The sequence below is a fragment of the Exiguobacterium sp. B2(2022) genome, from assembly GCF_028823655.1.
In the GTDB taxonomy this organism is placed as follows: Bacteria; Bacillota; Bacilli; order Exiguobacteriales; family Exiguobacteriaceae; genus Exiguobacterium; species Exiguobacterium aestuarii_A.
In genome coordinates, this window is record NZ_JAPEHX010000074.1 from 1 (window position 1) to 12637 (window position 12637).

Consider the following 12637-nt stretch of genomic DNA (forward strand, 5'->3'; position numbering starts at 1 on the left):
CTTATTTTGATGGTTTCGGTATGATGACGCCTTCTTCTAAATCAAGCAACAAGTCAATCAGTTCCGCGCAGAACTCCGGAAATTGCTCCAAAAAGGCACCGGGACCGACTTCATCCGTAAAGTCGATATATAGGTCGGCCACGTTTCCAGACATTTTCGCAGGTAAGGCGAGGAACGCCGAACCGAAGCGCCAGCTGCCTCGGATGTCGAGTAACTTTCCGAGGACGAGGTCGCCGGTCTCGCGTTCTTCCGGTAACTGAACAGCGTATGTCTCTTTTGACTCCCAGTCTTTCAACTGACCGTCTTCTGTGACTTCAAAGATGCTGCAACGCGGGACGGCTAGTCCACGGAGTGCGTGATAAAGAGCAGGTGACATGTCGCCCTTATGATCAGCCAAATAGCGACCGTGGGGCGTCATGCCATCTTCGTCCGTTTCAAAGAAGACGGCCCAATCAATGAAGAGGTCACGGAAGAGCTCGGCATCTTTTAAATGCCATGTCCCTTCTGATGCGATTTCTTGAATATAGTTCGTCCATTGTGTGCTTCGCGCAAGAGCGGCTTGCTCATATAACTTTTTCAGTTCGGCAAGCAATTCGGACTCTTCGACGAGCAAAGGGAAGGGAATTACTTTCCGGTCTTTTTTCATCGGCGCGGTCCTCGCTTGTTCGCAGGGCGTTTGACGACAGGAGGCTTCTCCTCAATTCGTTTCTCGATCACATCGCCACGATAAATCTCGAGTTCTTTCAATTCGACACCGAGTTGACGCGCGAATGATTTCAAGTGTGGTAAATCGTCCGTCGTCACGAGAGAAAGAACGGTCCCTCCTGCGTTACCGCGAGCCGTGCGGCCTGAACGATGGATAAAGTCATCGATGGATTCTGGTAAGTCGAAATGGACGACGTGCGTCACATCTTCGATATCGAGACCACGCGCTGCGAGACCTGTCGTGATGAGGAGCGGGTATTCGCCTTTACGGAATTCACGGAGCGTCTCGACGCGTTCGCGCTTTCCTTTCAAGCTGTCGAGCATGCGGTAGTCCACTTTCAACTTTTCAAGCTCCCCACGAAGTGGTGGCAAGAACGAGCGGTTATTGATGAACGCAAGTGCTTTCACGCCATCGACGTGTGAAAGACGGCGTAACAGTTCTGGTTTGTAGCGACGCGTCGTCAACAAGTAACCGTACGTCACTTGATCGCTGACGGCACGCTCGATTTTGATATGTGCCGGTTCGTTCATGAACGGTGCCGACCATTCTTTGAGTGAATCAGTGAGTGTTGCCGAGACGAGTGCAAGTTGACGCTCATGCGCAGTATGCTTGATGATGCGCTAGCCGCCTCTGTCAAACCGCTATCGATGATTTGGTCGGCTTCATCGAGAATGACGGTATGTGTCTCATGGAGCTTCAGCTTTTTCTTGTCAATCAATTCGACGAGACGTCCTGGTGTCCCGACGATCAAATGAGGCTTTTTCTTAATCCGATCGATTTGACGTTTCAATTCGACACCGCCAATGAACGAGCCGATGCGAACATCGCCTTTTTCGGTGAAACGTTGTGCGACCTGTTGGATCTGCATGACAAGTTCACGAGTTGGAGCGACAATGACAACTTGGATTCGGTCGTTCGATGGATCAATCTTTTCAATCGCTGGGAGCAGGTAAGCGAGCGTTTTACCCGTTCCGGTCGGTGCCTCGATTGTCACGTCTTTTCCATCTAATAGTAGGGGAAACGCCTCTTTTTGGACCGGCATTGGCTCGTTAAAGCCCATCCGTTCCCACGTCTCGTTAATAAAAGGTTTTGTAAAATTCATAATAGGTCTCCTTATCTTTAGGCAAAAACAAAGGAAGCGAAAGCGCTCCCTCGTCAAATATAGCGAACATGCTCCTGACCATCTTCCATTGAAGAACGTAACGTCTGTGTATACGTTTGACCGTCTTCGATGAGTTGGATGTGGGCATCCGCGCCTTCTGCTGTCAATTCCACTTTCTCAATCGTGAATCCTTGATAAACGCGATACTGTAACTCGGACGTCATTTTCTCGAACGGTTTCAGTTCCGGATGTGTCGTGATGACATGGATTGGACGCGACAAAAGTCCGGCGAGTAATTGGTCGCGATAATCGATAAAATCTTCGTTCTCGATGTCATCGTCAAAGCGAATCCAAAACCCTCCATCTTCAAATTCTGTGATAAATCCATCACGCTTTTCACCGGCTTCGTCGACCTTCAACGAGATGCGATCGCCGACTTGAAAGGCGTGGCTTGGTGTTAATGGTTCGTACGTCATGAGTAGAACCCCTTCCTCTTATACAATGTTCTGCCTTCATTGTGTCTGATACGACACAAAAATTCAAGTTCTAACCGAGTGATGTGAGATTTATCACCCACAAAACTGTATAGTTCGTCACAGAACAATCAAATTAGTACAGACCATAGTTCGACCCTAATGAAATGGGATTCAGCTGTTTCAAACTATATAATTAATCGAATATAACAGTTTGTAAAACGCTTTCAAAAACGGCTATTTCATCACGTTCATAAGATTGTTACAAGTTTCACAAGACTGTAAAACATATTGTTCACGTTTTCACGTACACTCACAGTATAGATAACACGCAATTACTTTCGAGAATGAGGAGTGAATCAACATGGCAACCGAAATCAAATCCGCATGGTCAGGTTTTATCCCTGGTCAGTGGACGAATGAAGTCAATGTCAGTGAGTTTATCCGTTTGAACCGTCATGAATACACAGGGAACGATACGTTCTTAGCAGGTCCGACAGAAGCGACAAACGTTCTTTGGAATCGTGTGATGGAACTGACAAAAGAAGAGCGTGAACGCGGAGGCGTTTGGGACGTTGATCAACACACACCATCGACAATCGTATCGCATGGACCAGGTTACTTAAACAAAGAGTTAGAGAAAGTTGTTGGCGTTCAGACGGATGAGCCGTTCAAACGTTCGATTCACCCAAATGGCGGGATTCGCATGGTGGATGCCGCACTCGAATCATATGGTTTTGAACCAGATGAAGAAATCACAAAAATTTATTCAGAGATCCGTAAAACACATAACCAAGGTGTCTTCGATGCCTATACGCCTGAAATGCGGGCCGCTCGTAAATCAGGGATTATCACAGGTCTTCCGGATGCGTACGGTCGTGGACGCATCATCGGTGACTATCGACGCGTCGCGCTCTACGGAATTGACTTCTTGATGGCAGAGCGCAAAAAAGACTTGGCGAAACGAGGTGGATTCTTATCTGAATCAGACATCCGTGACCGGGAGGAACTATCGGAACAACTTCGTGCCCTCCAAGAACTCAAACAACTCGGAGCCGCTTATGGATTTGACCTCGGTCGCCCTGCGGAAAACACGCAAGAAGCGTATCAATGGGTGTACTTAGCATACCTTGCTGCGATCAAAGAACAAAACGGTGCCGCGATGTCACTCGGACGCGTCTCGACATTCCTCGATGTGTACGCTGAACGTGACCTTGAAGCTGGTCGTTTAACAGAATCAGACGTTCAGGAAATCGTCGATCACTTCATCATGAAGCTTCGAATCGTCAAATTCTTACGGACACCAGACTATAACGAATTGTTCTCAGGTGACCCGACTTGGGTAACGGAGTCAATCGGTGGGATGAGTGAAGATGGTCGCTCGAACGTCACGAAGAGCTCGTTCCGATTCTTACATTCACTCACAAACCTCGGTCCTGCTCCAGAACCAAACTTGACGGTCCTTTGGTCGACGAAACTTCCAGAAGGCTTCAAACAATACTGTGCGAAAATGTCGATTGAAACATCGGCGATTCAATATGAGAACGATGACTTGATGATGCCACAATTCGGTGATGATTACGGTATCGCATGTTGTGTGTCACCGATGAAAATCGGAAAACAAATGCAGTTCTTCGGTGCACGTGCCAACATGGCAAAAGCCCTTCTTTATAGCATGAACGGCGGACGTGATGAGAAGAGCGGCGCTCAAATTGCTCCAGCTTGGGAAATGAATACAGAAGATGTGCTCACGTACGATAAAGTATATGCCGACTTTGACCGTACACTCGATTGGTTGGCAGAGCTATACGTCAATACGCTCAACGTCATTCACTTCATGCATGATAAATATGCGTACGAACGCATCGAAATGGCGCTTCACGATCCAGAAATCTTACGGACGATGGCTTGTGGGATTGCGGGTCTCTCTGTAACGGCAGATAGTCTTTCAGCAATCAAATATGCAAGCGTCAAACCCGTTCGTAACGAAGAAGGAATCATCGTCGACTTCGAAACGGAAGGCGACTTCCCGAAATTCGGTAACAATGACGACCGTGTCGACGCGATTGCCGTGGAACTCGTCGAATCGTTCATGGAAAAAGTACGGAAACATAAAACATACCGTGACGCGCTTCATACGCAATCGGTCCTCACCATCACATCGAACGTCGTCTACGGTAAGAAAACAGGGAATACGCCAGACGGTCGCCGTGCTGGTGAACCATTCGCTCCAGGTGCCAACCCGATGCATGGACGGGATACGAAAGGTGCGGCTGCATCGCTCTCATCTGTTGCGAAACTTCCGTTTGAACACGCACAAGACGGGATCTCGTATACGTTCTCAATCGTACCGAAAGCACTCGGAAAAGAAGAAATCGCACGTGAACTCAACTTGGCGGCACTTCTCGATGGGTATATGAGTGGAGAGCACAAAGGACATCATTTGAATGTCAACGTCTTCAACCGCGAGACGCTTCTCGACGCAATGGAACATCCAGAAGAATATCCACAACTCACGATCCGCGTATCTGGATATGCGGTCAACTTCATCAAGTTGACGCGTGAGCAACAGATCGACGTCATCAACCGTACGTTCCACGGTTCGTTGTAAGTAAAGGCTTAGCGGCCTTCCACGGAGGGCCGCTCATTCGTTAGGAGGTCATTTCGATGACAATGGGATATGTACATTCGGTCGAATCATTCGGAACAGTTGACGGCCCAGGGATTCGCTTCATCGTCTTTTTACAAGGTTGTGCGTTACGTTGCCTCTATTGCCATAACGCGGACACGTGGGATTTCAAAAAGAATAACCACCGCTCGGCTGAAGACGTCATTCAAGAGGCGCTCAGTTACCGACCGTTCATGGAGGCATCGAACGGCGGCATCACCATCTCAGGTGGTGACCCACTCGCGCAACCTGAATTTTTAGAGGCACTGCTGCGTGAAGCGAAAAAGCATGGGCTCCATACGACACTCGATACGTCCGGTGCGCTCCGCCCTCCTAACTTGGATGTGATTTTAGATCACACCGATCTCGTCTTACTCGATATCAAGCATATCGACGACGACATGTGTAAAAAATTGACGGGACGTAGCAATGCCAACACGCTCGCGCTTGCCGAACACCTTTCCGAGCGCGGAACGAAAATGTGGATTCGCCACGTCCTCGTACCTGGATGGACGCTTGAAGAAGGGGCGCTTCGTCGTACCGCCGCGTTCATTCAAAAGTTAGACCATGTCGAGAAAGTCGAGATTCTGCCTTACCATGAGATGGGCGTCTACAAATGGGAGGCGCTCGGACTCGATTATCCGCTCAAAGGCACGAAACCCCCGACGTCTGATGAAGTCGAGTGGGCAGAAGGGATCTTGCAGGGAACTGTATAAAACAAGCGCAGACCGATGTGGTCTGCGCTTGTTTGACGTTATACTCGCTTTTTCTTCTTTTCTAAGACGCGGGCGTGCTCTGCCTGTTTCTTCTCCATATAGAGAAGTTCCCGTTCTAGTTTGACGTAGCTCGCATAGCGTTTCGCATCTAACGTACCGTTCGTTAGCGCCTCTTGGACGGCGCAACCCGGTTCTTTATGATGAGAGCAGTCGCGGAAGCGGCATGTCTCGGCAAGCGCTTCGATATCACGGAACGTCTCATCGAGATGCTCGCTTCCTTCCCATAGTCCGAATTCTCGCATCCCTGGTGTGTCGATGACGTATAAGTCGTCGATTCGGAACAGTTCGCGGTGTGTCGTCGTATGTTTCCCGCGCTCGTCCTGCGCCCGGACGGCTTGCGTGACGGCAAGTGTCTCGTGGGCTAGGGCGTTTGTCAGCGTAGATTTTCCGACTCCGGACGAACCGACGAAGGCAATCGTACTTTCACTCGGTAACGCGTGACGAAGTTCAGCCACACCTTCTCCCGTCACAGCACTGACAGGAAATACTTGAATTCCAGGTGCGTTTAGCTCAATGTCTTCGAGCAGTGTGTCGACCGATTCGACTTGGTCCGTTTTTGTCAGGACGATGATGGGGATTGCACCTGTGTCCCACGCAGCTAGCGTATAGCGCTCAAGGCGGCGGATGTTGAAATCGTGTCCGCATGCCATCGTGATCAAGACGTAGTCGACGTTCGCACAGATCAGTTGTTCACGCGTCTCGTTGCCGGCGGCCGCTCGTGATAGAACGGTCCGACGCTCAAGGAGATGGTGAATCGTACCTTGACCATGCTCGCGAACTTGAATCGTGACATAATCGCCGATGACCGGGTAATCCCGTTCGCTCGTCGCCTCATGTCGAAATTTTCCGGAAACCCCGCACATATAGGCGTTTTCTCCGATTGATACCGTGTAAAGATGTTGGAACTGTGCCGTGACACGTCCCGTTTCAGTTTGTTGATTCAAATAGAATCCTCCTTTTAATGTTGGAGGACGACAGCCCTCCGATTCGCTGACATTTGGTGACGTGCATGCATCATGTTGCTCATAAAACATCATCCTTTCATTGTTCGATAGCATCAGTGTACCACAGTTATTGGAAACGGTAACATCTCAGTCTAAAGACCGAGGCGAAACAAGCCTTCCGCTCGTCGACCTATACAAAATAACGTATTATGATAAGAGTGTACTTAACAAGGAGGGATGACAGATGAATCACCAAGTGAAAAAGGTGTTGTTCATCGTAGCCGCGATCGCTCTAGTGCTCGTGTTGATCGGTTCTTTACCGAATATGATTTTATTCGGATTAGGAGCGCTCTTGACGCTTTGGGCTGGAGTCCGTTTTCAGGCTGTGACACACATCGGTGCTAAAGTTGGTTTCGGGATCCTTGCCGTCATCGGGATTGGGACGATGCTCTCAAACATTTGGGCACTCGTCGGAATCATTGTCGCGTGGTTGTTGTTTAAAGGGTATATGATGTATACAGGTGAGAAGCGCGACCCGGAAGTCGAAATTTTAAATGCCGACGGAACGCGTGCTAGCCGTAGCAGCTTCCAACAGTTCGATCAAGTTTGGCAAAAATTTGTTAATCGTCGTTAAGATTTCATAAGGAGGATTCACCATGAAGACACCGTTTGATCAGTTTCGTGAACTAGCGAATGAATTGACGAAAGAGATTTCAAAAGAAGTGAAGAAGTATCAAGATAAAGAGATGCCACGTTCGAGTGGAGAAGCGGAATTGAACCGTCATATCCGTGGAGCGGAGAAGGAAGCGCTATCGGTTGAGCGTCTCGTCGAACGTCAACGCACACTACTTGCAGAGCTTGCTGAAAAGCGTGATGATGCCAAAAAGATGGCAGATAAACGATATGAACAGACAGAACTGGCGAAGCAGGCTGGTGAAGAGAAGTTGGCAGAACGTGCAGCTCTTGAGTCAAAACACTACGGAGAACAGTATCGTTATTTCGAAGGGTTGATTGATGAAGGAGAGCGTGAATTGGATGCGCTAGAGCGTCGTGCACTCGAGATGAAACTCAAGCTCGATGAAATGCAAAACAAACGATATGAATTTGCGATGCGTGAAAATTTAGATCTTCTAAAAGGGGCACTTGACCAAATCTTCGGTCAAAACACGTCGCAGTCTCATCCGTTTACCGAGGAAGAGAAGAAAGAACAACCTGTTGAAGAGAAGAAAGAACAACCTGTTGAAGAGAAGAAAGACACGCAAGCAGATGAAGATGATTTTGAAGCAAAACTAAAAGAACTGGAGCGTCGCTTTAAACAAGAGTGAGGTGACGGTTCGGCGATGACCTGAACAAGGTCATCGCTTTCTTTGCTTCATACATATGAACAGAAAGGGGGAATGGACATGGAACGTTGGAACACACGTCAAATCATTGGATTCATGATTATTTTATTTTCAGTTGGACTCTTTATCGACATCGTGACGGGTGGGAATAGCGTCTTATTCAGCATGATCCTCCCATTGCTTCTTCTTTATATTGGACGACGCTTCAGTCGTCGAGGCAAGCAGTCGGCCAGCTATATCTTTTACGCCATCGGAGGCATTCTCTTGATTGGCTTGATCTTCTCGTCAGCCGCGTTTGGGTTTGTGCTCTCGGGTCTATTATTGCTTTTCGGGTACCGACTCTATAAGAATCGACCGGTCGAATCAAAAATTCGGACACCGCTTCGTCAGGAACAAGCCTTCTCGTTTGGTATGAAAGAATCGGGACACTATGTGTTACGCGATACGAATGAGTTCTTTTTGCTACGTGATGTTGAGATGGATTTATCACAAGCCATCATTCCTGAAGGAGAGACATTTTTACTCCTAAACGGACTTGCGGGAGACATCCGCATCCTCATTCCAGCGGGTTACGATTATTCAATCGATGCGTCGATTGGATTTGGAAAAGTTCAAGTCGATGATTCGAACTATTCACCGGTTTTTAACCGTCGCTTCTATACGGCGTCTGATGATTATGTCCAGGCTACGCGGAAAGTTCGTATTCATATCGTGCTCATGAGCGGAAGTGTCGAGGTGATGACGGTATGAAAAAAGATTCTTATCCACGGACGGTCGTCTGGCATCAATTGTTCAGTAGTCTCTTGACGGCTTTCTTGATTACAGTGGCGTTTCTCATAGGTGACTCGACTTCACTGAGCGACTTATTTTCGCGTGAAGAAGGGTTGCCTTTCGGTGTGTCCATTTTGGTGATTGCCGTTTTGATTGGCAGTATCTTTGGAGTCGCATCATACTTTTACTTACGTCGAGACTTCCGAGAGGTCGCGAACGCCCTTTGGAAACTAGAGAACCAAAAAGAAATCACGTTCCGACCGTTGTCGCCTTACCGAGACACGCTCGAACGAATCGTCCGCGTCTCAAAACAACGTCAAGAGATGATTGAGATGGCGAAGCGAGTTGGCGAACGCCCGGTCAGTGTCGAAGAGGCGCGTAGTGAGGCGGTCGTCGAAGAAAGACGTCGCGTCGCACGAGAACTTCATGATTCGGTGAGTCAACAGCTCTATGCCATCTCGATGATGACGACAGCGGTCAAACAGACGATGCAGACGAAACCGGAATTAGCGAGTAAACAAATGGAGCAAGTGGAGCTCATGGCTCAAACGGCACAGGCAGAGATGCGGTCGTTACTCCTACAACTACGACCGGTGGAATTAGAGGGTATGACGTTAAAAACCGGAATCGAACGCCTATTAGAAGAACTGTCGCGTAAACAGTCGACTGAACTCGTCTGGCGTCTAGAAGAAGTGAAGCTATCACGGCACACCGAAAATGAACTATTCCGCATCGTCCAAGAGGCAATCAGTAACACATTGCGACATGCGAAGGCGACTCGCCTAGAAATTGAGATGCGAACCGTGCAACAGACGGTTATTTTAAAGATCAACGATGACGGAATCGGATTTAACGTGGACGATACACAAGTCGCCTCATATGGATTACAATCGATAAGAGAGCGCACGGCGGAAGTCGGTGGGACGTTACGATTGGTCAGTGTGCCGAATGTCGGAACACAAATCGAAGTACGTGTGAAACAACAAGTGGAGGGGTAATGATGATTCGAGTTGTATTAATTGATGATCATGAAATGGTCCGAGCGGGCGTGTCTGCCTTTTTATCGACACAACCGGACATTGAAGTCGTCGGTGAGGCATCGGACGGCGCGACGGGAGCGGAGCTTGCGATTGCGGAAAAACCGGACGTCGTCCTCATGGACTTAGTCATGGAACCGGTGGACGGAGTTGAATCGACGAAACGAATCAAAGCGAGCTGGAAAGAGGCAAAGATTCTAGTCGTGACGAGTTTCTTGGATGACGAGAAAGTATACCCGGTCATTGAAGCCGGCGCGATGAGCTATGTCCTCAAGACGGCAAACGCCAATGAAATTGCCGACGCGATTCGTCAGACGGCTGCCGGCAATCCCGTTATGGCTGCCCAAGTGACAGGAAAGATGCTCGAACGTCTACGTCACCCGGAGACGACCCTCCATGAGAGCTTGACTGCACGTGAACGAGAAATTTTGCAACTCATGGCAGAAGGAAAGTCGAATCAAGTCATTGCGGACGAATTGTTTATTTCACTGAAGACGGTAAAGACGCACGTCTCGAACATCTTGACGAAACTTGACGTCTATGACCGAACACAAGCGGTCGTGTATGCGTTTCAACATAATCTGGTGAGTAAAGGATGAATCGGCTCCCGGTAATTGAAACGGAACGTCTTCGACTGCGCCCCCTTCAAATGGAGGATAGTCCACACGTATTCGCCATTTTTTCAAATGAACGCGTGCTCCAGCATTATGGGATGGAGCCGCATCAAACACTTGAAGAGACGGAGCAGATGCTTACCCACATGCTCGCTCAAATTGAAACGGGAGCCATCATCCGTTTTGCGATTGAGCATCGTGAATCAAACGCGTTAATTGGGACAATTGGGTTTCACAATCGGGCGCCATCACACCGACGCGCCGAAATCGGTTATGAACTCAGACCAGAATATTGGCGTTCGGGTTATGCGACCGAAGCCCTCCATGCGGTCCTACAGTTTGCTGAGACATGTGAGATTGAACGTGTCGGTGCCATTGTCTATATCGACAATCTCGCATCGCAACGCATGCTTGAGAAGAATGGGTTCGTACAAGAAGGTCGACTACATAATTACATGCGTCAGCGGGGACAAGCCCATGACGTCTATGTCTATAGCTATATGACAACCGAACTGACTCATCCGTCGATTTGAGCACACCCGCATTACGCGTGGTGTGCTTTTTCGTTTGTGAGACAAACAAAATGGGAACCGAGTAAAGGTGAGTTATTCGCTCAAAGGAGGACGATAGGATGAAAGCAGCATATATCGAACAGTATGGCGGATCAGACGAATCCAAAGTAGGGGAGCTTGAGCAACCGACAATCGGTGCAGATGACGTATTGATTGAGGTTCATGCCGCAAGTGTCAACCCGGTGGATTGGAAGTTGCGTGAAGGATACTTAAAAGAAATTCTTCCTTTCGAAATGCCGCTCGTCATCGGATGGGATGTATCGGGAGTCATCAAAGAAGTCGGGGCGAATGTGACCGAGCTTGAGGTCGGCGATGAAGTATTCAGCCGTCCAGATATTGCGAGGCAAGGCACATATGCCGAATATGTGGCGGTCGATGCCCATCTCGTCGTCAAGAAACCCAATTCATTGAGCTTCGAGGAGGCCGCGTCACTTCCGCTCGTCGCGCATACGGCATGGCAAGTCATGTTCGAAGTGATGGACGCGAAACCGGGTGACCGAATCTTCATCGGTGCTGGTTCAGGTGGTGTCGGAACGGTTGCCATCCAGCTTGCGAAAGCACACGGATTGTATGTCGTCACGTCAACCAGTACGCCGAACGTGGACTGGGTCAGCGAACTTGGGGCCGACGAGGTCATCGACTATAAACGACAAGATCCATCAGAAACCGTCCGCGATCTTGACTTCGTATTCGATACGATGGGAGGAGACGGACAGAGCAAACTGTATCGAATGCTGAAAGAAAATGGGATGCTCGTCTCCATCTCCACACCACCGAATGAAGAAGAAGCCGAACAGGCGAATGCCCGCGCGGAGTATGTCTTCATGCAACCGACGGGGGAGCGCTTGAAAAAAATTGCGGAAGCTGTTGAAAAAGGCGAACTGAAACCTGTGATTGACCGTGTCTTTGATTTAGAGGACACGAAACTTGCTCATGATTATGGAGAAGAAGGGCATGCCAAAGGGAAAATCGTCATTAAAGTGAAGTAATAAAAAAAGAGGTGGATTTCCGGAACGCGCGCCGGAAGTCCACCTTTTGTTCATTTGATTTGAGAGGCTACCTCATGTGAAGGTCAGCCCTTTTTCTGTGCTTGTATCTGTTCATCGATTTCAGACAAGTACGTCCAACGTTCCATCTTGGCATCGAGTGATTCTTTCAGTTCGGCGATTGTTGCGTACAATTCATTTACTTTTCCGAGGTCGCTGCCCGCGGTCGCAAGCGTCGCTTCTTGTGCTTCAATCTGTTCTTCAAGCGCGGCGATGTCTTCTTCAATCGTGTCCCATTCCTTCTGTTCTTTGAAGGTGAATTTCACGACTTCCGACTTCGCCCGTTCTTTTTTCTCTTTTGGTTCTTTCTCTTTCTTCACTTGACGAACCTCTTCTTGGCGCATCGTCAAGTAGTCACTGTATTCTGCGTGATACACCTGGATGGTCCCGTCTTCAAATGCGATCAACTGTCCGGCAACACGGTCTAAGAAATAACGATCGTGGCTGACGGCGATGACGGTGCCAGGGAACGATTCTAAATAGTCTTCTAACACAGATAACGTTTCCGTATCCAAATCGTTCGTTGGCTCATCGAGGAACAAGACGTTCGGTTCGTCCATGAGAATCCTCAGGAGGACGAGGCGT

14 protein-coding genes and 1 pseudogene are annotated in these 12637 nt (G+C 48.7%); 9 read left to right on the forward strand and 6 right to left on the reverse strand.

The annotated features are described in order from the left end of the window. Window position 1 precedes the first annotated feature (1 nt). From ON063_RS13015 to ON063_RS13030, 4 genes are read right to left on the reverse strand one after another with little or no spacing between them, the layout of a single operon-like run. The gene (locus tag ON063_RS13015; protein ID WP_015880828.1) at window positions 2-646 is read right to left on the reverse strand and encodes a hypothetical protein; all 645 of its coding nucleotides are present in this window, start codon (window positions 644-646) and stop codon (window positions 2-4) included. Further along, the gene (locus ON063_RS13020) at window positions 643-1236 is read right to left on the reverse strand and encodes a helicase-related protein (RefSeq protein WP_274665415.1); all 594 of its coding nucleotides are present in this window, start codon (window positions 1234-1236) and stop codon (window positions 643-645) included. Before ON063_RS13020 ends, ON063_RS13015 begins: the two co-directional genes overlap by 4 nt. Then, on the reverse strand, window positions 1233-1808 hold the full coding sequence (locus tag ON063_RS13025; protein ID WP_274665416.1) for a DEAD/DEAH box helicase family protein: 576 nt from the start codon (window positions 1806-1808) through the stop codon (window positions 1233-1235). Before ON063_RS13025 ends, ON063_RS13020 begins: the two co-directional genes overlap by 4 nt. Window positions 1809-1861: 53 nt before the next feature. After that, complete coding sequence (locus ON063_RS13030; protein ID WP_214696410.1) at window positions 1862-2284, reverse strand: hypothetical protein; 423 nt, start codon at window positions 2282-2284, stop codon at window positions 1862-1864. A gap of 361 nt (window positions 2285-2645) precedes the next feature. On the opposite strand from ON063_RS13030, the gene pflB reads away from it, so the two are divergent. Continuing rightward, complete coding sequence (gene pflB, locus ON063_RS13035; RefSeq protein WP_274665417.1) at window positions 2646-4892, forward strand: formate C-acetyltransferase; 2247 nt, start codon at window positions 2646-2648, stop codon at window positions 4890-4892. Between the two features lie 56 nt (window positions 4893-4948). Beyond that, a complete protein-coding gene (gene pflA / locus ON063_RS13040; protein WP_274665418.1) occupies window positions 4949-5665 on the forward strand; it encodes a pyruvate formate-lyase-activating protein in 717 nt (238 codons plus the stop codon). Window positions 5666-5703: 38 nt separating this feature from the next. Here pflA and rsgA read toward each other — a convergent pair whose 3' ends face one another. Then, window positions 5704-6669 (reverse strand): ribosome small subunit-dependent GTPase A, encoded by a 966-nt coding sequence (rsgA, locus tag ON063_RS13045; RefSeq protein WP_274665419.1) that lies wholly within the window; start codon window positions 6667-6669, stop codon window positions 5704-5706. A gap of 244 nt (window positions 6670-6913) precedes the next feature. Between rsgA and ON063_RS13050 the strand changes: the two genes are divergently transcribed. From ON063_RS13050 to ON063_RS13080, 7 genes are all read left to right on the forward strand, one after another. Further along, a complete protein-coding gene (locus ON063_RS13050) occupies window positions 6914-7303 on the forward strand; it encodes a lmo0954 family membrane protein (protein WP_214696396.1) in 390 nt (129 codons plus the stop codon). Window positions 7304-7325: 22 nt separating this feature from the next. After that, the gene (locus ON063_RS13055) at window positions 7326-7994 is read left to right on the forward strand and encodes a PspA/IM30 family protein (protein ID WP_274665420.1); all 669 of its coding nucleotides are present in this window, start codon (window positions 7326-7328) and stop codon (window positions 7992-7994) included. A 78-nt stretch (window positions 7995-8072) separates the two neighbouring features. Next, window positions 8073-8762, forward strand: a complete 690-nt coding sequence (liaF, locus tag ON063_RS13060) for a cell wall-active antibiotics response protein LiaF (protein WP_015880836.1) — start codon at window positions 8073-8075, stop codon at window positions 8760-8762. Further along, window positions 8759-9781, forward strand: coding sequence for a sensor histidine kinase (locus ON063_RS13065; protein WP_074033063.1), 1023 nt, complete (start codon window positions 8759-8761; stop codon window positions 9779-9781). The genes liaF and ON063_RS13065 overlap by 4 nt, the downstream gene beginning before the upstream one ends. A gap of 2 nt (window positions 9782-9783) precedes the next feature. After that, window positions 9784-10419, forward strand: coding sequence for a response regulator (locus ON063_RS13070; RefSeq protein WP_274665421.1), 636 nt, complete (start codon window positions 9784-9786; stop codon window positions 10417-10419). After that, window positions 10416-10967, forward strand: coding sequence for a GNAT family N-acetyltransferase (locus ON063_RS13075; RefSeq protein WP_274665422.1), 552 nt, complete (start codon window positions 10416-10418; stop codon window positions 10965-10967). The genes ON063_RS13070 and ON063_RS13075 overlap by 4 nt, the downstream gene beginning before the upstream one ends. Window positions 10968-11065: 98 nt before the next feature. Beyond that, entirely contained in the window at window positions 11066-11995 is a 930-nt protein-coding gene (locus ON063_RS13080; protein WP_274665423.1) for an NADP-dependent oxidoreductase, read from the forward strand. Window positions 11996-12078: 83 nt separating this feature from the next. Here ON063_RS13080 and ON063_RS13085 read toward each other — a convergent pair. Further along, a pseudogene (locus tag ON063_RS13085) lies at window positions 12079-12637 on the reverse strand (ABC transporter ATP-binding protein); the annotation flags it as partial.

Coding starts and splice junctions, on each gene's coding strand:
- ON063_RS13015 (WP_015880828.1), bottom strand. CDS start 646: ATGAAAAAAGACCGGAAAGTAATTCCCTTCCCTTTGCTCGTCGAAGAG.
- ON063_RS13020 (WP_274665415.1), bottom strand. CDS start 1,236: ATGAACGAACCGGCACATATCAAAATCGAGCGTGCCGTCAGCGATCAA.
- ON063_RS13025 (WP_274665416.1), bottom strand. CDS start 1,808: ATGAATTTTACAAAACCTTTTATTAACGAGACGTGGGAACGGATGGGC.
- ON063_RS13030 (WP_214696410.1), bottom strand. CDS start 2,284: ATGACGTACGAACCATTAACACCAAGCCACGCCTTTCAAGTCGGCGAT.
- pflB (WP_274665417.1), top strand. CDS start 2,646: ATGGCAACCGAAATCAAATCCGCATGGTCAGGTTTTATCCCTGGTCAG.
- pflA (WP_274665418.1), top strand. CDS start 4,949: ATGACAATGGGATATGTACATTCGGTCGAATCATTCGGAACAGTTGAC.
- ON063_RS13050 (WP_214696396.1), top strand. CDS start 6,914: ATGAATCACCAAGTGAAAAAGGTGTTGTTCATCGTAGCCGCGATCGCT.
- ON063_RS13055 (WP_274665420.1), top strand. CDS start 7,326: ATGAAGACACCGTTTGATCAGTTTCGTGAACTAGCGAATGAATTGACG.
- liaF (WP_015880836.1), top strand. CDS start 8,073: ATGGAACGTTGGAACACACGTCAAATCATTGGATTCATGATTATTTTA.
- ON063_RS13065 (WP_074033063.1), top strand. CDS start 8,759: ATGAAAAAAGATTCTTATCCACGGACGGTCGTCTGGCATCAATTGTTC.
- ON063_RS13070 (WP_274665421.1), top strand. CDS start 9,784: ATGATTCGAGTTGTATTAATTGATGATCATGAAATGGTCCGAGCGGGC.
- ON063_RS13075 (WP_274665422.1), top strand. CDS start 10,416: ATGAATCGGCTCCCGGTAATTGAAACGGAACGTCTTCGACTGCGCCCC.
- ON063_RS13080 (WP_274665423.1), top strand. CDS start 11,066: ATGAAAGCAGCATATATCGAACAGTATGGCGGATCAGACGAATCCAAA.